Origin of the sequence: Phytoactinopolyspora alkaliphila (genome assembly GCF_010550695.1) — a bacterium.
Taxonomy (GTDB): Bacteria; Actinomycetota; Actinomycetes; order Jiangellales; family Jiangellaceae; genus Phytoactinopolyspora; species Phytoactinopolyspora alkaliphila.
Genome location: NZ_JAAGOB010000012.1, coordinates 1 through 21,053, shown reverse-complemented (window position 1 = coordinate 21,053; position 21,053 = coordinate 1). Strand labels below are relative to the sequence as shown.

Genomic DNA, 21,053 nt, shown 5'->3' with positions numbered 1-21,053 from the left:
CGCACATCCATGCAATCCGCTGCTCTGCGCACATCGAGGCGGCGGTGCGTCGGTGTGCGCATTGCAAAGGCACCGACAAATACCTCGACCGCCGGCGTCGGTACAGCGTTCATTCCGTCCACGACGTCACCTCACGCTCCACGAGCGCCTCTACGGCATCGAGGAGCCGCCCGAGATCGTCACGATGATGTGGGCGCAGTGCCGTGTCCAGTGACCGGTTCGCATGCGCCCAGGTGATGATCAGGTATTCCGGGCGGCGTACCGCTCTGCCCGCCGCGGCCCGGTCCAGGCGGATCGCGTGGATGGCGCCGGCGGGTATGGCCAGCGGCGGTTCCGGCGACCGGCCGATCTCCACGCCCGCGTCCGTGACCGTCACCGTGGCCGCGCTACGGCGGTCCAAGCCCTGGGTGCCCACGTGCTCCAGCCAGTCACCCGCCACCGTGGTGCCGAGATAGGTGCCGGTGATCGGCCCGACCCGGCTGGGAGCGGCCGGCAACGTCTCCGGCGGCGCCGGCAGCCGCGCGTCACGGGACGCGCGCCTCCGCCAGCCCCGCCACATCATCAGGTACGACGCAACGAGCAGCATACCCAGTAGCGCGACGGCGATTCCCGTCCTCAGATCCACGTCAGCGCACCGTCCTCCACGGTCGGACGGCCGCGCAAGAACGTCGCCACGACGCCACCCGGCAGCTTCATGCCGTCGTACGGGCTGTTGCGCGACAGCGACGCCGACGTGCGCGCGTCGACCGTGCGGGAGGCGGCCGGATCGATCAGGACGACGTTGGCCGGCTCGCCGACCGCGAGTGGACGTCCCTGGGCGGCGTCGTCGCTGTCGCAGCGGCCGATCCGGGCCGGGGCGAACGACATCCGGTCGGCGACGCCGGACCAGTCGAGCAAGCCGGTGTCGACCATCGTGTGCTGGACGACGGACAGCGCCGTGTCCAGCCCGAGCATGCCGAAGGCAGCGGCATCCCACTCGCATTCCTTGTCCTCCACCGGATGCGGAGCGTGGTCGGTGGCTACGATGTCGATCGTGCCGTCGGCCAGCCCCTCACGCACCGCGGCCACGTCGTCGGCGCTCCGCAACGGCGGATTGACTTTGTACCGGGCGTCGTAGGTGGAGACCAGGTCTTCGGTGAGCAGCAGGTGATGCGGAGTCACCTCGGCGGTGACGGGGAGTCCGCGCTGCTTGGCCAGCCGCACGATCTCCACCGAGCCCCTGGTGGACAAGTGGCAGATGTGCAACCGGGAACCGACGTGTGCGGCCAGGAGAACGTCGCGGGCGATGATCGCCTCCTCGGCCACACTGGGCCAGCCGCGCAGACCGAGCCGGCCCGAGAGCTCGCTCTCGTTCATCTGGGCGCCCTCGGTGAGGCGGGGCTCTTGCGCATGCTGCGCTATCACGCCGTCGAAAGCTTTCACGTACTCCAGCGCACGGCGCATCAGCACGGCGTCGGACACGCAGATCCCGTCGTCGGAGAAGACCCGCACCCGGGCGGCGGAGTCGGCCATCGCGCCGAGTTCGGCCAGCCGCTCCCCGGCCAGCCCGACGGTCACCGCGCCCACCGGACGCACGTCCGCGTGACCGGCTTCGCGGCCCAGCCGCCAGACCTGCTCTACCACGCCCGCGGTGTCTGCCACCGGATCGGTGTTGGCCATCGCGTGCACGGCGGTGAATCCACCGGCCGCGGCGGCCCGGGTTCCGGAGGCCACCGTCTCGGCGTCTTCGCGCCCAGGTTCGCGAAGGTGAGTGTGCAAGTCAACTAGGCCCGGCAGGGCCACAAGGCCGTCCGCGTCGATCGCTCGCGCTCCGGTGCCGTCAACGTCACCACCAAGGGCCGCGATCACCCCGTCTCGTAGCAGCATGTCGCCCTGGGGACCGCCGAGGATCCGCGCCCCTCTGATCAGGATGCTCTCGCCGTTCACGCCCGTTCTCCCCTCGTGTTGGCTCTGCTCGTCGGCGCCGGGATCATGCGGCGTCCTCGCCGCCGGCTGACCCGGTCCCGGATCCGGCGAGCATCAGGTACAGAACCGCCATCCGGACGTAGACACCGTTCGTGACCTGCTCGACGATCACGGACCGCTCATTGTCCGCGACGTCCGCGCTGATCTCCATGCCGCGGTTCATCGGCCCCGGATGCAGCACGATCGCGTCCTCCGGCAATGACGAGAAGCGGCGCGCGTCCAGCCCGTAGCGCCTGCTGTACTCGCGGGCGGACGGGAAGAACGCCGCGTTCATCCGTTCCCGCTGGACGCGCAACATCATGACCGCGTCCGCACCGGGCAGCGCCGCGTCGAGGTCATAGGTGACCTCGCACGGCCAGTTCTCCACGCCCAGCGGCAGGAGGGTCGGCGGGGCCACCAGCGTGACCCGTGCCCCCAGCGTGGCGAGCAGGAGCACGTTACTGCGTGCCACCCTGCCATGGAGCACGTCGCCGACGATCACGACGTCGCGGTCGCGTAGGTCTCCGAGATGCCGACGCAAGGTGAACGCGTCCAGCAGCGCCTGCGTCGGATGCTCGTGGGTGCCGTCGCCGGCGTTCAGCACATTCGCGCTGATCCACCCGGACGTCGCGAGGCGGTACGCGGCGCCGCTCGCAGAATGACGGACGACGACGCCGTCCGCGCCCATGGCGGCGAGCGTCAATGCGGTGTCCTTCAGGCTCTCGCCCTTGGACACGCTGGAACCCTTCGCGGAGAAATTGATCACGTCGGCTGAGAGCCGCTTCGCGGCCAGCTCGAACGAGGTCCGGGTCCGGGTCGAGTCCTCGAAGAACAGGTTCACCACGGTGCGCCCACGCAACGTGGGCAGCTTCTTCACCGCCCGGCCCTCCGTGAGCCGCGCCATCTCGTCCGCGGTGTCGAGGATCAGCGTCGCTTCCTCGTGGGAAAGGTCGGCGGCGGACAACAGATGGCGGATCATCGGGCCTCCTCTTCGCCGGCTGCCAGGTGTGCTTCTGGCGCCGGGTGTGCGTCGGCCGTGGCTCCGACGAGCACCGCGTCCTGGCCGTCGACCTCGTTCAGCAGCACGCGGACGCTCTCGCGCAGCGACGTGGGGAGGTTCTTGCCCACGTGGTCGGCTCGGATGGGCAGTTCGCGGTGGCCGCGATCCACGAGGACCGCGAGCCGTACAGCGCGCGGCCGGCCGACGTCGTCGAGTGCGGTGAGCGCCGCTCGGATGGTGCGTCCTGAGTAGAGAACGTCGTCCACCAGGACCACGGTCTTGCCGTCGACGCCGCCGTCGGGGATGTCGGTGGGCTCCAGTGCACGCGCCGGGCGCAACCGCAGATCGTCGCGGTACATCGTGACATCGAGCGCGCCAACCGGCACGGCGATGTCCTCGACGCTGGAGATGCGAGCGGTGAGTCGCTGGGCCAGTGGCACCCCACGTGAGGGAATGCCGAGGACTACCAGGCCGGAAGCGCCCTTGTTGCGCTCTACGACCTCGTGGGCCATCCGGGCAAGCGCCCGGTTGATCTCGTCCTCGCTGAGGACGGTCCGGAAGCCGGACAGGTGACGAGACATGCGGAAAGGGACCCCCTTCCCCGCCTCACTGGACGGGATTTAAAGGACGCCGGTCTCCGCGAGCCTATCAGCCGGCTCCGCTGCCACGCTGGCGGACTCGATGTGCTCGTCGTCACCACCGCGCGTTCGCCCCTGGATCAGACGACGAAAATCCTCGCAGATGGACCGTTGAGTCACCTGATCCATGTGCGCTGCGCAGGCGCCTAGCGCATCCGCGGGTCGAAGGCCTCCCTGATCGTGTCACCGAGCACGATGAAGCTGAGCACCGTCAGGCTCAGGAAGATCGACGGGTAGATCAGCAGGTGAGGCGACATCTGGAAGTCGGTTTGCGCGTTGGACAGCTGCAGGCCCCACGAGATCGCCGGCGCCTGGAGTCCCACTCCCAGGAAGGTGAGAACCGCTTCGGCCACGATCGCCGTCCCGATGGTGATCGTGGCCATCACCATCACCGGCGCCACCGCGTTGGGAAGGATGTGGCGGCGTACCAAGCGCCAGCCTCCCGCACCGAGGCCCCGGGCGGCCTGCACGTAGTCCATCTGTTTGACGGACAGCACCGACGAGCGCATCAGGCGGGTCATCGTCGGCCACATGAACAGGGCGAGTACCGCGGAAACCGTCCAGATGCTGCGCGTACCCAGGCTGTTCAGCACCACCAGGGCACCGAGGATGAACGGGAAGCCGAAGAACACGTCGGCCATCCTGCTGATCAGTGCGTCGAGCCAGCGTCCCCGGTAGCCGGCGACGCTGCCCAGGGTGATTGCGAGGAGGAGTGAGAAGGTCGTCACCAGCACACCCACACTGATCGAAGCTCGCGCACCGTGGATCACGTTCGCGTAGACGTCGCAGCCCTGCTTGTCGAAGCCGAACGGATGCCCACTCGCCGGCCCGTCCCCGCTGCGGCCGAGGTCGCAGACGCGCGGGTCACCGTTGCCGAACCATCCGGAGAACACGTTGGGGAACGCCGCCATCAGGACCATCACGGCGACGACGAATCCACTCGCCAGGAACAGCGGGTTGTGGCGCAGGTCTCGCCAGGCGTCGCCGAGGAGGGTCGCCTTCGCGGCGGTGTCGTCGACGGCTTGAACCTCGTGCTCACTCATGCCGGATCCTCGGGTCGAGTACGCCGTAGAGCAGGTCGACGACGAGATTGGCGAGCAGGAAGACCAGGACCAGCGCCGTGGCTACGCCCACCACGACGGCGCCCTCCTGGGCCTGCAGGGAACGGAACAGCAGCTGCCCCACCCCGGGCATGTTGAAAATGCCCTCGATCACTATCGATCCGCCGAGCAGGAACCCGAGGTTCACGCCAAGCAGCGTCACCGCCGCGATCAGCGAGTTTCGCAGCACGTGCACCGAGACGACGCGGCGGCGGGAAAGTCCCTTGGCGAACGCTGCCCGCACGTAGTCCGCGCGCAGGTTCTCCAGCACACTCACCCGCACCAACCTGGCCACGGTCGCGATACCAAAGGTGGCCGTGATGACCGCGGGCAGGATGTAGCTGCGCGGCCATCCGTCCGAGATCCCGGACACGGGGAACATGCCCAGGTGCACGCCCAGGACGAGTTGGGCCGTGTATCCGAGGACGAACACCGGGATGGAGATCACCGCGATGCTGAACAGGAGGATGGTGTAGTCCGCCCATTTGCCGCGACGGAGCGCGGCGACTACGCCGAGCGTGATGCCGACCACCACCTCCAGCACCCAGGCGGTGAGGGCCAGGCGCACCGACACCGGCCACCGCTGCGCCATCTGATCCGAGACCGACCGGCCGTTGAAGTCGGTGCCGAAGTCTCCGGTCAACAGGTTGGCCATGTACTTCCCGTACTGGATCAGGACGGGATCGTTGAGGTTGTGCCGCTCACGCATGGCGTGGATCACGCTCTCCGAAAGCGGGCGGTCTCCGGCCATGGCCCGGATCGGATCTCCGGGCAGCGCCCAGACGGCCAGGTAGATCAGCAGCGTCACGCCGATGAAGACAATGATCAACTGGGCTAGCCGGGAGAGGACGTATCGGCCCATCGTCACGCTCCCGCTCAGGCCGGTGGTTCAGCGACGGCGTACACACTGGTCGTCAGGATCGCCGCGTACTGCACGGCGGCAAGGTCGCCCAGGGGGATCAGCGTGGACGTGGTTCCTTCCTCAGCCTCGGACACCCACGCATCGTAGGCCGTGGCCAGCGCGGCGTGCTGGGCACGGATGGCAGGCGTGCCGTTCCCGATGGCCAGTTCCCCGTCGAGAGCACGCAGGAGCATGCCGCCGTAGCGAAGCCGGAAGCAGTGCACCCGGTCGAGGCATCCGAACAGCTCCGCCTTAGTGGCGGGCCGATCCGCGTCCGGCTGGCCGGCGCGGTACCGCTCCTGCTGCGCGCCCCGGCTGAAGGCTGGGATGAAGGCCCGCGAGGCGCGCAGAAATGGCGACTCCACGGACAGGTCGGGCTCCACCGCGCGCAGCGCGTTCTCGAGGACCTCACCAAGATCCGCCAGCCCGTCCGCCCGCCTGCTCAGGGCGTCCGCGTAGCTCGTGCCAGCGGGGGTGTTGTCGTCAGCGTCCGGATGCGACCAGTACGGAACCTCCGTCACCAGAGAGAGTGTCCCGTACTTCTCGGCATACGCGGAGCTCGAGCCGCCGATGTCCACCTCGGACGGGTCGAGTCCGGCGGACTCGGCGAAGTCGTACGCCTCCTCGGTGCGGCTCATCCGGAAGATCGCGTCCGCCAAACGCCGGATATAGGGCATCTCCGGCTCACCGGTGTCGAGTGGAAGGTTCAGCGCCGCGGGAATCGCCTGCAGGTGCTCGTACAGGCCCGGCGTCTCCCTGGACACGTAGTAGTACACCCCGCCGTGCTCGCCGTTGTGCAACGAGCACATGAACGCCGGCTCGGTGTCGTCGATCAGCCGCATCAGGGCGACCGTCTCCGGCATCATGCGATCGAAATAGGCGTTCTTGTAAGCGAAGGGGAAGGTCCATTCCACCTGCTCGCGCCCAGCCGGCCGGTAGAAGTGCCTGGCGTAGTGGCCCCGGGTGAACGGCCCACCGAACCAGCCTTCGTTCAGCCGGGCACCGTCCGGGTCGATGCACGGCACGATGTGCCACGTGTAGCCGAGTGCCTCGCGCAGGCTCGAGTCCTCCACCAGAGTCCGCGCCAGGTGGGTGGCGGTCAGAGCGCCTATCGGCTCGTTCGGATGGACGCCCCCGAACACGACCGCATGGGCCGGCCCGGAGCCGACGGTCAGCGCCCAGAGCGGCTCCCCCAGGCGCGAGGTGCCGATCCGCCGGAGCGCGGTTCCCGCACGTTCGGCGATCTCGGCGAACTCACGGTTGAGCTCGTCGACACCGGGGATGGTGCCGAACTCGGGGATGACCTGCAGCGCTTCCTGGCCGGCCCGGGCCGGAGTCAATAACACGGTGGTGCTCTCCTACTCGTTGACGACGACCTGGGTCAGCTCGATCTGGCTGAAGCCGATGATCACGTTGGACACGTTCTCGCTGTGCGCGAAGTTGTACGTCGCGTAGAACAGCGGGACAGCGGGGAAGTCCTCGAAGACCCGGGCCTCCGCCTCCTGGTAGAGCGCCGCCGCCTCGTCCTCGGACGGCGCCGCGTTGGCCGCCAGGATGAGCTGGTCCACCTCTGGCTCCACGTACCCGCCCGCGCCCGCACGAGCGTCACCCGTCGAGGCCCATACCGCGCTGAGCTGGTTCTGCATGCTCGGGTAGAGCGAGCCCCAGCCGCCACGGAACATCCCGGTGACGGTCTCATCCTCGAGGGCTTCGATGAATGCCGGGAACCCTGGCTGGGTCTTCAGCTCGACCTCATCGATCGCGTCCAGGTTCTGCCGGACCTGATTGGCCAGGGCCTCGAAGGTCTGCTCGTAGCCGACTCCGCCAGGGAACCACAGCTCAAGGGTGGAACCTTCCCAGTCCGACTCGTCGAGCAGTTCGTTGGCGCGTTCCGGGTTGAACTCGCAGAACTCTCCGCAGAGACCTTCGGTGCCGCCACCGATGGCGTTCGGACCGTGGAACGACGACGCGGGGGTGTAGACACCGGCGAAGATCGCGTCGTTGACCTCGTCCCGGTCGATCGCCATCGAGATGGCCTGCCGGACCTTGATGTCCTGGTAACGCTCATCCCACAGGGGGAATCCGAGCCAGTCCAGCCGGACGGCCTGGAACGGGATGAACCGGTCACCGAAGTCCTGCTCGACCTGGCGAAGGCGGGTCTGCGGAACCGAGACGATGTCGACCTGTCCGCCGATGGCGTCGGTGTACGCGGTGTTGGCGTCGCTGTAGATACGGAAGATGACTTCGTCGGCGTTCGGCTGGTCGTCGCCCTGGTAGTCGTCGTATCTCACCATCCGGATCTCGACGTCGTGCTCCCAGGTGCCGTCCATCATGAACGGGCCGTTGCCGATGGGGGCCTCGTCGTAGGCGTCGAGGTCATCGAAGGCGACCTCGGGCAAGGCGACGAAGCCTGGCTGGGACAGCTTGTAGGGGAACTGGCTGTCCGCGGTCTTCAGCGTCACGCGCAGGGTACGCTCGTCGACGACCTCGACGCCGGACAGCTCCTCCGCCGTCGGCTCGCCTTCGGTGGGATTGAGCTCGTCGTATCCTTCGATGTTCGACAGTTGGCCGTTGTTTCCCCAGGCGTTCGGTCCGTACGCGGTGGCGTTCCAGGCGTCGGCGTAATTCTGCGCCGTGACCGGCTCGCCGTTGTGCCAGGTCCAGCCGTCTTTGATGGTGATCGTCCAGGTAGTGGCGTCGTCGCTCTCCACCGACTCCGCCTGGACGTACTGCAGCTCGGCGGTGTCCGCAAACTTGGTGAGCGGCGCGTAAAGCGCCCATACCTCGTCGAACGCTCCGGTCATCCGGTTGGCCGTGAGGTGATCCGGTTCATCGGTGCCGACGGAGAACGTGCCGCCGGTAGATCCCGCGGCGTCCTCCGGTTCGTCTTCTGAACTGCAGGCGCTCACGACGAGCAGGGCACCTGCGGTGATGGCGAACATACTTCGCCACTTGGTCATAGCTGCTCCTTATTCGCGACGGGAAGTCCGCGCCGGTTTCGGCTGACGATCCGACGTACACGTGACTGCGCCGATCTGTTGGAGACCGAACATACTGTAGTAACGTAAGTCTCGGAAGTTTCAGTAGAAATTGAAACCTACTTGTAACGCCACCCACTGGCCTTCGCAATGATCCATGCCCGACCATGTGGGATGTGGACAAGTCCGGCGGCGACGTTCGGGCGCGCGCATTCAGCGGGCGACTGTCGGAGGAGCCGGAGAGCCTCTTGTGCATGTCCCTCTTCTGAATACGGCAGCATGTCTCTACGGACGAGAAGGGAGACCAATGGCGGCCTCGCACAACGACCTCGCCGGCACGTCGTCCACCGACAGCGCCCCCGTCCCGGGTGCGGATCGTCTGGACGACAACCAACGCGCCCGATACGCCGAGGAGATCGGCGTCCTGTTCAACGACCGGGGCTGGCCCCGAATGGAAGGGCGCGTGCTCGGCTACCTGGTGATGAGCAACGCGCCGCACGTCTCAACCGCCGAACTCATCGAGTCGCTACGAGCCAGTGCCGGGTCCATCTCCGCGGCTACCCGGGCGTTGGGCCAGGCCGGCTTCATCAAGCGGGTCACGGTCCCCGGGGATAGGAGCCACTACTACCGGGTCGAGGACGACGTCTTCGGCACGTTCCTCGCCACCGAGCACCAGTACCTCATTCTGCGAGCCCGCGGAGTCGAGGACATCCTGTCCGCGCTCGGAGGCAACGAGGAAGGTCCCCGCAAACGGCTGGAGAACATGCGCGATTACCTTGTGTGGCTACGCGACTATCACCACGGCCAGATGCTGGACGCGTGGGAGAGGCACAAGCGCGAGCGCGACGCCCAGAAACGCCAGTAACAGCCACAACGTCCGCCGGCCGGCTGACGGCTGACGGCACGTCCAGACGACCCCACGACGCCGGAGCCCAGGAAGGACTCGATCTCGCGTGTCCACGACCACGGACCCCTCCTCTGCGCCGCATGCTCCGGCTGCCGGGGACAGCCCATTGCTGGAGGTCGACGGCCTGCATGTCGAATTCCGCACTCGAGACGGCGTCTCCCATGCGGTCAATGGCGTGAGCTATCACGTCGAGCAGGGGGAGACGCTCGCCGTGCTCGGCGAGTCCGGTTCCGGCAAGAGCGTCACCGCCCAGGCGATCATGGGGATCGTCGACAGCCCGCCTGGCTTTGTGACGAACGGCGCTGTGCGATTCCGCGGCAAGGACCTCCTCACCCTGCCGGAACGGGAACGGCAGGCGATCCGGGGGCAGAGCATCGCGATGATCTTCCAGGACGCGCTGTCCGCTCTGAACCCGGTGTTCCCGGTCGGGTGGCAGATCGCCGAGATGTTCCGCGTACACCATGGATCGTCCCGGTCCGATGCCCGCAAACGAGCGATCGAGCTGATGGACCGCGTACACATCCCCGCGGCCAGAGACCGGGTCCGCGACTATCCCCACCAGTTCTCTGGGGGTATGCGCCAGCGGATCATGATCGCGATGGCGATCGCACTCGATCCCGCGGTGCTGATCGCCGACGAGCCGACCACCGCACTCGACGTCACGGTTCAGGCGCAGATCATGAAGCTGCTGCGGGAGCTGCAACAGGACAGCGGGATGGGACTGATCCTCATCACGCACGATCTCGGCGTCGTGGCCGATGTCGCGGATCGGATCGCCGTCATGTACGCGGGCAGGATCGTCGAACAGGCGCCGGTCGATCGCATCTACGCCACGCCAGCCCACCCGTACACACGGGGCCTGCTGCGATCGGTTCCCCGGGTGGACCTCAAGGGACAGGACCTTTCCGCGATCGCCGGGCTTCCGCCGGCCCTGACCAACATCCCGCCGGGGTGCGAGTTCCATCCCCGCTGCCCGGCCGCGGAACAGCTCTGCCGCGAGGATCGCCCGCCCTTGATCACTGTGAATCCCGGTCGGTCGAGCGCTTGCCACTTCTCCGCGGAGGTTCTGAATGGAACACGCTGACGCGTCTCCGTCGTCGTCCGGCGGACCGATCCTGCTCGAGGCCCGGGACCTCGCCAAGCATTTCCCGCTTCGGACGGGTGGGGTCTTCAGGCGCCACACCGGCAGCGTGCAGGCCGTGGACGGGGTTTCGTTCGAGCTGCGCCAAGGTGAGACGCTCGGCGTCGTCGGCGAATCCGGCTGTGGCAAGTCGACCCTCGCCAAGCTCCTCATGCGCCTGGAAGAACCGACCCGGGGCGAGGCGCGGTTCAAGGGCCAGAACATCTACGACCTCAGCGGCAAGGCGATGCGTGCGCTGCGCCGCAACATCCAGATCGTGTTCCAGGACCCCTACTCGTCACTCGATCCCCGGATGACCGTCGGGGACATCGTCGGCGAGCCGTTCGACATTCATCCCGAGGTGGAGCCACGCGGCAGCCGGCGTCGGCGAGTCCAGGAGCTGCTCGACGTCGTCGGGCTGAACCCGGAACACATCAATCGCTACCCGCACCAGTTCTCCGGTGGCCAGCGGCAGCGGATCGGCATCGCCCGCGGACTGGCGCTGCGACCCGAGGTCATCATCTGCGACGAGCCGGTCTCCGCGCTCGACGTGTCCGTCCAGGCACAGGTGATGAACCTCCTGGCCAGCCTGCAGGACGAGTTCGGCCTCTCCTACATCTTCATCGCTCACGACCTCTCCGTCGTGCGGCACATCTCTGACCGGGTGGCCGTGATGTACCTGGGCAAGATCGTCGAGACCGGGACCGACGAGCAGATCTACGAACGCCCGGCTCACCCCTACACCCAGGCGCTGCTCTCGGCGGTTCCCGTCCCGGACCCGGCGGTCCGGGGGCAGCGCCAGGAGATCATCCTCGCGGGCGATCCACCCAGCCCGGCCGATCCACCCAGTGGCTGCCGGTTCCGGACCAGATGCTGGAAAGCGACCGACACGTGCGCCGAGGAGGAACCACTTTTCGTGTCCAGGCCGGGCACCGACCACGACACTGCCTGCCATTATGCCGCGGTCCGGGACGACGTCGTCGTCCATCGCGACTGACGGCGCAGGCCCTGGGCTCAGCGGCCTGGTAACGACCGAGCAAATCACGCAGCCGTCACCGCCGGCCGTGCCACTTACCCCCGGCGCGGCGTGGGAGCTCTCGCCACGCCGGGATGAGGACACTGTCGGCATCTGTGCCTACGATGGCGTCATGCCGACGACGCCTGACCGCACCCGTACACGGTTCCCCGACATCAGCTCCCGCGCCTATGAGCATCCGGCTGACCGCGGTGCGCTCACGGCATTGCGTTCACTGCGCGGCTTCGACACCGTGTTGCGCAAGATGGCCGGCCTTTTCAGCGAACGCTCGTTACGACTGCACTTCCTGGCCGGTGCCGTGCGGGTCGGCGAGACACAGTTCGCCGACGTGCACCAGGACGTCGTCGACGCGGCACACATTCTCGATCTGCCCAGCGTCCCGGATCTGTATGTGGTCCTCGACCCGGTGCCGTCGGCCATGGCCATCGGCAAGGACAGGCCGTTTATCGTGGTCAGCACGGGTTTGTTCGACCTTCTCGACGCCGAGGAACGCCGCTTCGTCATCGGGCACGAGACAGGCCACATCCTCTCCGGTCACGCCGTGTACCGAACGCTGCTGCTCGCACTCACCAACCTGGCTATGCGCATCGCATGGCTTCCCGGCGGTTACCTGGGCCTGCGAGCCATCGTCCTGGCCCTCGAAGAGTGGCATCGCAAGTCCGAGCTCTCGTGTGACCGCGCCGGCCTGCTCACGTTGCAGGACCCCGAGGCCGCCAAGCGCACGCTGATGAAGCTCGCCGGCGGGTCGAGGCTCGCCGAGATGGACATCGAAGCGTTCCTGCAGCAAGCCCGCGAGTACGACGCCGCCGAAGACGCACGAGACGGCCTGCTCAAGCTGCTCAGCCTGATGGGCCGCACCCATCCGCACGCCGTCGTTCGCCTCGCTGAGCTGGACCATTGGGCGAGCTCCGGCGAGTACAGCCGGATTCTCGCCGGAGACTACGCGCGGCGAAGCGACGACGCCAATGCCTCGATCAGCCAGGAAGCCAAGAACGCGGCGAAGTCCTACCAGGAGGCCTGGGCCCGGTCGGCGGACCCGCTCATCAAGATCCTTCGTGACGTCGCCGGCGGCGCGCAAGAAGCAAGCGGGAAGATCTTCGACAACATCTTCAACCGCGGCCGCCCCAACGAGTAACTCAGACAGCCCCAATGAGGTAGGGCGTTCGGTCCGGCCGATCATTCCCGGGTCGTGAAGATCGCCGTCGCAATTCCGGCCGATCACACCCGGGTCGGGAAGATCAAGAGGGCGCGGTCGGGCCAGCTCAGTGGCTCAGGGTCGGCTTGACCGAGATCAGGCGCGCGAGCAGGCCATTGACGAAGGTGGGCGACTCGTCGGTGGAGAGGTCGCGGACCAGATTCACGGCTTCGCTGATCGCGACCGGATCGGGGACGTCGTCGCGGAAGAGGATCTCGTAGGCTCCCATGCGCAACACGTTGCGATCGACGGCCGGCATCCGATCCAGCGTCCAGCCTTCGGAATACGTCGACAGAAGCTCGTCGATCCGCTCTTGATGCACGTTGACGCCCTCCACGAGGGCGATCGTGTATTCGTTCAGCGGCTGCTCGGCCGTCGCCATCCTGCGGGCCAGTGTGGCGCCGAGGGCGAGCCCTTGCTGCTCCGACTCGAAGAGGATGTCAAGGGCCCGCTTCCGGGCACGAGTGCGTGCGGGCATATTCCCTCGGCTCAGGACGCTCGGCCGAGGTAAGAACCGTCCCGAGTGTCCACCTTGACCTTCTCGCCCGTGGTGATGAACAGCGGAACCGCGATCTCGTGGCCGGTCTCCAGCCGCGCGGGCTTGTTGCCGCCGGTCGATCGGTCACCCTGGACGCCGGGCTCGGTGTACTCGATGGTCAGCACCACCGACGCCGGGAGCTCGACGAACAGCGGGTTGCCCTCGTACAGGCCGATCACGGCATCCTGGTTCTCCAGCAGGAAGTTGTCGGCATCCCCAACGGTCTCGGCCGGCACGTGGATCTGCTCGTAGGACTGCGTGTCCATGAAGACGAACGCGTCACCGTCGCGGTAGAGATAGGTCATCTCCCGCTTGTCGACGCTGGCAGTCTCGACCTTGACGCCGGCGTTGAACGTTTTGTCCACTACCTTGCCGGACAGCACGTGCTTGAGCTTGGTCCGCACGAACGCACCGCCCTTGCCGGGCTTCACGTGCTGGAAGTCGATCACGGTCCACAGCTGGCCGTCCAGGTTGAGGACCAGGCCGTTCTTCAGGTCGTTTGTGGTCGCCACGTTTGAAGTGCCTCTTCTTCGTCATCTCGCCCGCACCCGACGCTAGGCGTCGAGGACAAGCAGGTCCTTGGTCGGCGGTGTGAGCAGCTCCGGACCGTCCGCGCCCCGAACCACGAGCGTGTCCTCGATCCGAACGCCGCCACGGCCTGGCAGATAGATGCCGGGCTCGACAGTCACCGTCATGCGATCGGCCAGTGTACCCGTTGCCGAGTATCCCAGCGTAGGCGCCTCATGTACCTCCAGGCCCACTCCGTGCCCGGTACCGTGGCCGAACTGCTCCTTATAACCGGCGTCGTCGATCACCGTGCGTGCGGCGGTGTCCACGCCGAGGCAATCGCCTCCCGCCACGACCGCCTCGGTGCCGGCCCGCTGCGCCGTGGCGACGATCTCGTAAATCTCCCGCTGCCAGTCCGCGGGTGCGGCGCCGACGACGCCCGTCCGCGTGCAGTCCGCGTGGTATCCGCGGTAGGCGGCACCAAAGTCGATCTTCAGGAAGTCGCCGCGCTCGACGACCCGGTCAGTGGGCCGATGATGAGGCACCGCGCTGTTCGGCCCTGCTGCCACGATGGTCTCGAACGCCACGCCGTCGGCACCGGCCTCGAACATCCGCCACTCCAGATCCCGGGCGATCGCCTTCTCCGAGCGCCCAAGGAGCGGCCCGTCCAGCAGCGCCTCCAATGCCGTGCCCGAGATGTGGCATGCCGTGCGCAACGCGTCCACCTCGGCATCGTCCTTGATGGCGCGCAACTCCTCCACCTGGTGCCCGAGTGGGACCATCCGCGAGCCGGGCGCCGCCTGGTCGAGCTCGGTCTGGACTGTCGTGGACAACTCGAGGGTCATGTCGTGAGCCTCGACCGCCAGCTGCGCCGGGCCACCGGAGACAGCGCGTTTGGCCAGCTCGACGGCGACCCCGCGCGCCACCACCAGTTCCACGTCGGGCGCGTCCGCAGCCGCCGCCGTGGCGTACCTGCCATCCGTGGCGAGCGTCGCCGTGCCGTCCGGGGTCACCAGCAATGCCGCGTTGCTGCTCTTGAGACCGGTGAGATAGTGCACGTTGACCAGGCGGGTAATCAGGGCGGCGTCGTACTCCGTCGCGGCAAGGTGGGCCGCGAGACGATCGCGGCGCTTGGCATGGGAATCGGGCATAGCCCGACCCTATGTGCATCAACGTTTTCCCGCGATCGGTCCTCCCCCGGCACGGACATCGGCTACCATTTTGATCATGGTCGAGGCTGGCTTGATCGTCGTCGTCTGTCTGGCAATCGCGGTCAGCGTTGTCATCGTCAAGCGTGGCGCGGACCGCAGCGGCAAGCCGGTGGAGAACACCGAACTGCCCGACATCGAGCTCGACGTGAACCTGCAAGCCCAGATGCGCACCCTCGCGTCGCAGGGCCACACCGAGCAGGCGATCAAGCTACTGCGCAAGCAGGCGAAGCTGTCCCCCCACGAGGCGACACTGGTGGTGCACGCCCTGATGGTGGGCCGCGTGTTCCCGGATCCGTCCGCTGCGGCGAACGCCTCCGAGACCGGCCGCAGTGCCGTTATCGACGACGAACTCCTGGGCCGGCTACACGCGCTGGTGGCCCAGGACCCGGTCAAACGCACCGCCGCCATCCAGCTGCTTCGTGACCGCACCGGCATGAACGTCCGCGATGCCCGCCGGTTCGTCAACGCACTGTGACCATGTCCACGTCCCGCTCGGCGGTGAAGCTCAGTCCGTTCACAGCGCCGGATGCGTAGGCTGAACACGTGAGTTCCACGTCGTCGCACTTCGGTCGTCAATCGGTGGAGCAGTCCATCGGATCCGCGCCGGACAGCCCGCTCTCCTTGCCGGACACCCTCGCGCTGGCCGAGCTGAAGGAGCTACGCGATGAGTTCACGCGGTTCATGATGCGATACAAGTTCGGGATGGATGAGATCACCACGAAGATCTCGATCCTGCGCGAAGAGTTCAGCCACCTGCACGATTACAACCCGATCGAGCACGTCTCCGCCCGCCTGAAATCTCCGGAGAGCATCCTCGACAAGATTGAGCGCAAGGGCACCTACCCGTCGTTCGACGCGATCCGTGAAACCATCACCGATATCGCCGGTGTGCGGGTGACGTGCAGTTTCGTCTCAGACACATTCCGGATCTTCGACATGCTCTCCAGCCAGCAGGACATCAGGGTGGTGCGGGTCAAGGACTACATCACCAAGCCCAAGCCCAACGGATACCGCAGCCTCCACGGCGTCCTGGAAATCCCGGTCTTCTTGTCCGACGGCGTGATCCCCGTCTATGTCGAGGTGCAGATCCGGACCATCGCGATGGATTTCTGGGCGAGCCTGGAGCACAAGATCTATTACAAGTACCGCAAGGAGATCCCGCCGGAGCTCCTCCAGGATCTCGCCGCGGCCGCCGAGACAGCCGCACATCTGGACGACACCATGGAGCGGCTGCACCACGAGGTTCAGCAGCTCGACGCCCCTGCGGAAGAACAGGACCGTGGCCTGAGCACCACCACCGGCCCGGACCTGGTTCCTCGCGACCACGTCCTCCAGCAGTTGAGGAACGTGCGAAGCCGTTTCACCGACGACTGATAGGCCGCCGACCGCACTGATAGCAAATTGGAACTAGCACTGCTATCAACTTGGTGCTAGCATCGTCCCATGCGCCAGCTTCTGGTTCGAATCCCCGACGACCTTCACGCCCGGCTCACCGCCAAGGCCAAGCATGAAGGGGTTTCGGTCAACGCGCTGGCGAACAAGGCCTTGCAAGCGGCCGCTCCGCCACCAGGACCGTCCAACGGCATCACCACGCGGCGGTACCGGCTGCGTGAGAAGGCCCGCGAGCTGGGAGTTCTGGTAGAAACTCCGGCACCACCGGTCGCGGCGGACCGGTTCACGGCAGCACTGAAAGAAACCGAGGGCATCGGACCGGTCGTCGAAGAACTCTGGTCCGACGGACGCTGATCGCGAGTCAGCGTCGAGCGGTGGCAACCGGGGCAAGCCACCGATCCGCGGGACATCCCGCGGCGGCCCGAGCCGCTCGGGCCGGAGTAGCCGGCACGGGGCGTCCGAGAGGGGCAAGGGTGGCAGAGGCAGCACTCGTCTATGTGGATTCGTCGGTCCTGGTTCATTCCTACCTGGCCGACGAGCCGGGCCATCAGCAGGCGCGCGCCCTGATCGAGGGGAACACAGTCCTGATCACCGCCACATTCACCGTGGTGGAGGTCATGTCCACCCTGTTCCGGGCCCGCAAAGCCAAGCGCATGCCGGACATCGACGTGCTGATCGAGAAGCTGTACGAAGAAGTCTCACCCGACGGCCCGCTCAACCTCACCCGCCCGGATCCGACGGCCACGGAGAGCTCGGCCCTCACCATCGTGCGCCACTATGCCGTGCGCACCCTCGAAGCCATGCACCTCGCCGTCGCCGACCTCGCCGCCCGTCCCCTGGCCGAACCGGGCGAGGAGATCGGTTTCGCCACGTTCTGCGACGCCCAGCGGCATGCCGCCCGCGCGCTCGGCTTCGTTCCCTTGCCGGTTCCCCTCCCGAACTGACCGCGCCCCGCCCAGTGCGCAGCGCGCGTCGATGCGCGGCACGCGCACGACCGGTCAGCCCCTGGCCGGCCGGCCGGTCAGGCTACAGCCAGCCCCGCGAGCGCACGCAGGGCGAGATCGTAGGAGCCGAGGCCGAATCCCGCGATGCTGCCGGTCGCCACCGCGGCCACGACGCTCGTGTGACGGAACTCCTCACGAGCAGCCGGGTTGGAGATGTGCACCTCGATCAGGGGCGCCGTGAGCTGAGCGCAGGCATCGCGCAGGGCGTACGAGTAATGGGTGAACGCCGCCGGATTGAGCACCACGGGCGTGCTCTCGTCGGCAGCACGGTGCAGCCACCCCACCAGCTCTGCCTCGTCGTCGGTCTGCCGTACCTCGACCGAGAAGCCCAGCTCCAGGCCTAACAGCTCACAGCGCTTCACCAGCTCGTCGTACGAGGCCGTGCCGTACTTCTCCGGCTCTCGTGAGCCCAGCCTGCCGAGGTTCGGCCCGTTCAGCACGAGGACGCGCCGCGGCGACTCCCCTGCTTTCCGGCCCGGCTCCTGAATATCCGCCATCTCGATTCCCACTCTCTGCCGCAACGATTGAACGGCGACGTTCCCGGCGCTGGACGACAGCATGTGCTGCGGCACACCAAGCCGTCCACCGCCGGATGGAACTACGACGACACTTCCGCGAAAGCGGCGACGAGCAGTTGCGGATCAGGGCCTTCCAGCCGCCCCGGCTTGGCCAGACCGTCGAGGACCACGAATCGCAACCGATCGCCCCGGCTCTTCTTGTCGATCCGCATGGCGTCGAGTAGCCGGGGCCAGGCCTCCGCCTGGTACGCGGTCGGCAGGCCCAGCATCTCCAGCACCGTCCGGTGGCGGTCCGCCGTGTGGTCGTCCAGGCGGCCGGCCACTCGCCCCAGCTCGGCTGCGAACACCATGCCGACGGATACCGCTGCGCCGTGGCGCCATCGATACCGTTCCACCTTCTCGATCGCGTGGCCGAGGGTGTGCCCGTAGTTCAGGATTTCGCGCAGCCCCGCCTCGCGGAGGTCGGCGCCGACCACATCGGCTTTGACCTGGACCGAACGCTCCACCAGCTCGCGCACGTGGGGTCCGTCCGGACGTGAGGCGCCCTCCGGGTCCGCCTCGATGATCTCGAGGATGCGCGGATCGGCGATGAACCCCGCCTTGACCACCTCGGCGAGGCCGGCGACGTACTCGTTTCTGGGCAGCGTGGACAGGGTCGCGAGGTCACACAGCACACCGGCGGGCGGGTGAAAGGCGCCGACCAGGTTCTTCCCCTCGGCCGTGTTGATGCCGGTCTTGCCCCCGACCGCGGCGTCCACCATGCCCAGGACTGTGGTGGGCACGGGAATCCACCGCACGCCGCGCAGCCAGCTGGCGGCCACGAACCCGGCCAGGTCGGTGCTCGCACCGCCGCCGATGCCCACGATCGCGTCGGATCGGGTCATGCCGATACGGCCCAGGACGGACCAGCAGTAGGCCGCGACCTCGGCGGTCTTGGCCTCTTCAGCGTCGGGGACCTCGACGGCGTGCGCCTCGAGACCCTGTGCGGCGAGGTCGTCGCGGACGGCGTCGGCCGTGGTCCGCAGCGCACCCGGATGGATGATCGCCACCCGCTGGGCGTCCGCGCCGATCAGTCCCGGCAGTTCGCCCAGCATTCCGGTGCCGATCACGACGTCGTACGGCGCGTCGCCGCGCACGGTGATCCGGGTCGGTGCGTCAGACATGCAGGATCACCTCCTGCACGACCTCGTCGATACTGCGTCCTGTCGTCACCACGGTGACCGACGCGACCTCCTCGTACAGGGGGCGACGCTCGTCGAGCAGCCGCTTGAGCTGGGCGCGCGGGCTGTCCAGCAACAGCGGACGGTCACGGTTCAAGCCGACCCTGCCGACCGCGTCGGCAAGCCCCACATCCAGGAAGACGACGGTGTGGCCGCGCAGCGCGGCTCGGGTCTCAGCGTGACCGACAGCCCCGCCGCCGAGCGCCAGCACACCTTCGTGTTCGGCGAGCGCGGCCGCGACCGCGGCGCGCTCGAGTTCCCGGAAGGCCGGCTCACCGTCGTCGATGAAGATGTCGGTGATCGATTTGCCGGCGGTGCGCTCGATGTCGGCGTCGGTGTCTCGCAATTCGACGCCGAGATGCCGGGCCAGCCTCCGCCCAACGCTCGACTTGCCCGCTCCCGGCGGGCCGACCAGAACCAGCCGCGGGCTCACCGGACCGCGAGCCTCTCCGGGATCGACGCCAGGTAGGACCGCACGTTGCGGGCGGTCTCGGGCACCGAGTCGCCACCGAACTTCTCCAGCGCGGCCTGCGCGAGTACCAGGGCCACCATCGCCTCGGCGACGACACCTGCCGCCGGCACGGCACACACGTCCGAGCGCTGATGGTGCGCCCGCGCTTCCTCGCCGGTGCTGGTGTCGATGGTCCGCAGCGCTCGCGGCACCGTCGAGATCGGCTTCATCGCTGCTCGGACGCGCATCGTCTCACCCGTCGACATGCCGCCCTCGACGCCACCGGAACGCCCCGACGTGCGCCGGACACCGCCGCCATCGACAGCCTCGATCTCGTCCTGGGCGGCGGAGCCCCGGGTGCGGGCCAGCTCGAACCCGTCGCCGACCTCGACACCCTTGATGGCTTGGATGCCCATGAGCGCACCGGCCAGCCGGGCGTCCAGTCTGCGGTCACCGTGCACGTAGCTGCCGATCCCCGGAGGCAGGCCGTGTGCCACGACCTCGACCACGCCGCCGAGGGTGTCTCCGTCCTTGCGGGCTGCGTCGACCTCCGCCACCATCGCGGCGCTGGTCTCGGAGTGAAGGCACCGCAACGGGTCGGCGTCCAGCGCTTCCACGTCATGCGGCTCTGGTACGGGCGAGCCGGCCGGCACGGCCACGGTGCCGAGTTCGACGGTGTGGCTCACCAGACGCACACCCACGGCTTGCTCCAGGAACGCCGCCGCGACCGATCCGAGGGCAACGCGGGCGGCGGTCTCGCGCGCACTGGCGCGCTCCAATACCGGCCGGGACTCCTCGAAGCCGTACTTCTGCATGCCCGCCAGATCGGCGTGGCCCGGTCGTGGGCGGGTCAGCGGCGCGTTGCGGGCGAGGCCGTCCAGGTCCGCCGGATCGACCGGGTCAGCGCTCATCACCTTCTCCCACTTGGGCCACTCGGTGTTGCCCACCTGGACAGCTACCGGGCCGCCCATGGTGCGACCGTGCCGTACACCACCGAGGAACGTCACCTCGTCGGCCTCGAACGACATCCGGGCGCCGCGGCCGTAGCCGAGGCGCCGCCGGGCCAGAGCCGACGCGACGTCGCTCGTGGTGATCTCCACAGCGGCGGGCAGGCCTTCAAGAGTTGCGACGAGCGCGGGGCCGTGGGACTCCCCCGCGGTGAGCCATCTGAGCATGATGGCCATCTTCCCACGCCACATCCCGCTCCCTGACGCCCACACCCCGGGCGGTTCCAAATGATCATGTAAACCATGTTTTCTCGTGCGACACCAGGCTCGGGTTCATGTGGTGAACGCAACACCCTGTGTTTCGGAGGTGTTGCAGGATGGGGCGTCCGCGGATTCCGGTGCAGGTGCGGCGTGAGTTTTGGCGGTTGATTCGCGGTGGGAGCACG

General features: G+C 67.5%; 23 protein-coding genes. 8 read left to right on the top strand and 15 right to left on the bottom strand.

What is annotated here, in order from left to right; genetic code table 11:
* Positions 1-109: 109 nt before the first annotated feature.
* The 8 genes from G1H11_RS19585 to G1H11_RS19550 form a co-directional block, all read right to left on the bottom strand.
* Entirely contained in the window at positions 110-625 is a 516-nt protein-coding gene (locus tag G1H11_RS19585; RefSeq protein WP_163820295.1) for a PH-like domain-containing protein, read from the bottom strand.
* Positions 616-1,926 carry a dihydroorotase gene (locus tag G1H11_RS19580; RefSeq protein ID WP_163820294.1) on the bottom strand — a complete coding sequence of 437 codons (1,311 nt, stop codon included), beginning with the start codon at positions 1,924-1,926 and terminating at the stop codon, positions 616-618. Before G1H11_RS19580 ends, G1H11_RS19585 begins: the two co-directional genes overlap by 10 nt.
* Before the next feature lie 43 nt (positions 1,927-1,969).
* On the bottom strand, positions 1,970-2,923 hold the full coding sequence (locus G1H11_RS19575) for an aspartate carbamoyltransferase catalytic subunit (RefSeq protein ID WP_163820293.1): 954 nt from the start codon (positions 2,921-2,923) through the stop codon (positions 1,970-1,972).
* A complete protein-coding gene (gene pyrR / locus G1H11_RS19570) occupies positions 2,920-3,525 on the bottom strand; it encodes a bifunctional pyr operon transcriptional regulator/uracil phosphoribosyltransferase PyrR (protein ID WP_163820292.1) in 606 nt (201 codons plus the stop codon). Before pyrR ends, G1H11_RS19575 begins: the two co-directional genes overlap by 4 nt.
* 203 nt (positions 3,526-3,728) lie before the next feature.
* Positions 3,729-4,625 carry an ABC transporter permease gene (locus tag G1H11_RS19565; RefSeq protein ID WP_163820291.1) on the bottom strand — a complete coding sequence of 299 codons (897 nt, stop codon included), beginning with the start codon at positions 4,623-4,625 and terminating at the stop codon, positions 3,729-3,731.
* A complete protein-coding gene (locus tag G1H11_RS19560) occupies positions 4,618-5,544 on the bottom strand; it encodes an ABC transporter permease (RefSeq protein ID WP_163820290.1) in 927 nt (308 codons plus the stop codon). Before G1H11_RS19560 ends, G1H11_RS19565 begins: the two co-directional genes overlap by 8 nt.
* A 14-nt stretch (positions 5,545-5,558) precedes the next feature.
* Positions 5,559-6,929, bottom strand: a complete 1,371-nt coding sequence (locus G1H11_RS19555; protein WP_163820289.1) for a M14 family zinc carboxypeptidase — start codon at positions 6,927-6,929, stop codon at positions 5,559-5,561.
* A 12-nt stretch (positions 6,930-6,941) separates the two neighbouring features.
* Positions 6,942-8,543 (bottom strand): peptide ABC transporter substrate-binding protein, encoded by a 1,602-nt coding sequence (locus tag G1H11_RS19550; protein WP_163820288.1) that lies wholly within the window; start codon positions 8,541-8,543, stop codon positions 6,942-6,944.
* 325 nt (positions 8,544-8,868) lie between these two features.
* Between G1H11_RS19550 and G1H11_RS19545 the strand changes: the two genes are divergently transcribed.
* The 4 genes from G1H11_RS19545 to G1H11_RS19530 all read left to right on the top strand — a co-directional run bounded on the left by G1H11_RS19545 (position 8,869) and on the right by G1H11_RS19530 (position 12,759).
* Positions 8,869-9,426: a GbsR/MarR family transcriptional regulator gene (locus G1H11_RS19545; protein ID WP_163820287.1), complete on the top strand. Its 558-nt coding sequence runs from the start codon at positions 8,869-8,871 to the stop codon at positions 9,424-9,426.
* An 88-nt stretch (positions 9,427-9,514) separates the two neighbouring features.
* Complete coding sequence (locus tag G1H11_RS19540; protein ID WP_163820286.1) at positions 9,515-10,552, top strand: oligopeptide/dipeptide ABC transporter ATP-binding protein; 1,038 nt, start codon at positions 9,515-9,517, stop codon at positions 10,550-10,552.
* Positions 10,539-11,585, top strand: coding sequence for an ABC transporter ATP-binding protein (locus G1H11_RS19535; RefSeq protein ID WP_163820285.1), 1,047 nt, complete (start codon positions 10,539-10,541; stop codon positions 11,583-11,585). Before G1H11_RS19540 ends, G1H11_RS19535 begins: the two co-directional genes overlap by 14 nt.
* Before the next feature lie 151 nt (positions 11,586-11,736).
* Positions 11,737-12,759 (top strand): M48 family metallopeptidase, encoded by a 1,023-nt coding sequence (locus G1H11_RS19530; protein WP_163820284.1) that lies wholly within the window; start codon positions 11,737-11,739, stop codon positions 12,757-12,759.
* A gap of 127 nt (positions 12,760-12,886) precedes the next feature.
* On the opposite strand, the gene nusB is transcribed toward G1H11_RS19530, so the two are convergent.
* Genes nusB through G1H11_RS19515 form a run of 3 tightly spaced genes read right to left on the bottom strand, consistent with a single transcriptional unit; the run spans position 12,887 to position 15,015 of the window.
* Positions 12,887-13,297, bottom strand: coding sequence for a transcription antitermination factor NusB (gene nusB, locus G1H11_RS19525; protein ID WP_163820283.1), 411 nt, complete (start codon positions 13,295-13,297; stop codon positions 12,887-12,889).
* Positions 13,298-13,308: 11 nt separating this feature from the next.
* Positions 13,309-13,869: an elongation factor P gene (efp, locus tag G1H11_RS19520; protein WP_163820282.1), complete on the bottom strand. Its 561-nt coding sequence runs from the start codon at positions 13,867-13,869 to the stop codon at positions 13,309-13,311.
* Positions 13,870-13,911: 42 nt separating this feature from the next.
* Positions 13,912-15,015: a M24 family metallopeptidase gene (locus tag G1H11_RS19515; RefSeq protein ID WP_163820281.1), complete on the bottom strand. Its 1,104-nt coding sequence runs from the start codon at positions 15,013-15,015 to the stop codon at positions 13,912-13,914.
* Between the two features lie 76 nt (positions 15,016-15,091).
* Here G1H11_RS19515 and G1H11_RS19510 point away from each other — a divergent pair, with 76 nt between their 5' ends.
* The 4 genes from G1H11_RS19510 to G1H11_RS19495 all read left to right on the top strand — a co-directional run bounded on the left by G1H11_RS19510 (position 15,092) and on the right by G1H11_RS19495 (position 17,411).
* Positions 15,092-15,550: a hypothetical protein gene (locus G1H11_RS19510; RefSeq protein WP_163820280.1), complete on the top strand. Its 459-nt coding sequence runs from the start codon at positions 15,092-15,094 to the stop codon at positions 15,548-15,550.
* Between the two features lie 206 nt (positions 15,551-15,756).
* Positions 15,757-16,449, top strand: coding sequence for a GTP pyrophosphokinase family protein (locus G1H11_RS19505; protein WP_163820404.1), 693 nt, complete (start codon positions 15,757-15,759; stop codon positions 16,447-16,449).
* Between the two features lie 69 nt (positions 16,450-16,518).
* Positions 16,519-16,821, top strand: a complete 303-nt coding sequence (locus G1H11_RS19500; RefSeq protein WP_163820279.1) for a toxin-antitoxin system HicB family antitoxin — start codon at positions 16,519-16,521, stop codon at positions 16,819-16,821.
* Between the two features lie 119 nt (positions 16,822-16,940).
* Complete coding sequence (locus tag G1H11_RS19495) at positions 16,941-17,411, top strand: PIN domain-containing protein (RefSeq protein ID WP_163820278.1); 471 nt, start codon at positions 16,941-16,943, stop codon at positions 17,409-17,411.
* A 77-nt stretch (positions 17,412-17,488) separates the two neighbouring features.
* Here G1H11_RS19495 and aroQ read toward each other — a convergent pair whose 3' ends face one another.
* From aroQ to aroC, 4 genes are all read right to left on the bottom strand, one after another.
* Complete coding sequence (aroQ, locus tag G1H11_RS19490; protein ID WP_163820403.1) at positions 17,489-17,968, bottom strand: type II 3-dehydroquinate dehydratase; 480 nt, start codon at positions 17,966-17,968, stop codon at positions 17,489-17,491.
* 101 nt (positions 17,969-18,069) lie between these two features.
* The gene (gene aroB, locus G1H11_RS19485; protein WP_163820277.1) at positions 18,070-19,152 is read right to left on the bottom strand and encodes a 3-dehydroquinate synthase; all 1,083 of its coding nucleotides are present in this window, start codon (positions 19,150-19,152) and stop codon (positions 18,070-18,072) included.
* Positions 19,145-19,642: a shikimate kinase gene (locus tag G1H11_RS19480; RefSeq protein ID WP_163820276.1), complete on the bottom strand. Its 498-nt coding sequence runs from the start codon at positions 19,640-19,642 to the stop codon at positions 19,145-19,147. Before G1H11_RS19480 ends, aroB begins: the two co-directional genes overlap by 8 nt.
* Positions 19,639-20,835, bottom strand: coding sequence for a chorismate synthase (gene aroC / locus G1H11_RS19475; RefSeq protein WP_163820275.1), 1,197 nt, complete (start codon positions 20,833-20,835; stop codon positions 19,639-19,641). Before aroC ends, G1H11_RS19480 begins: the two co-directional genes overlap by 4 nt.
* Positions 20,836-21,053: the final 218 nt, after the last annotated feature.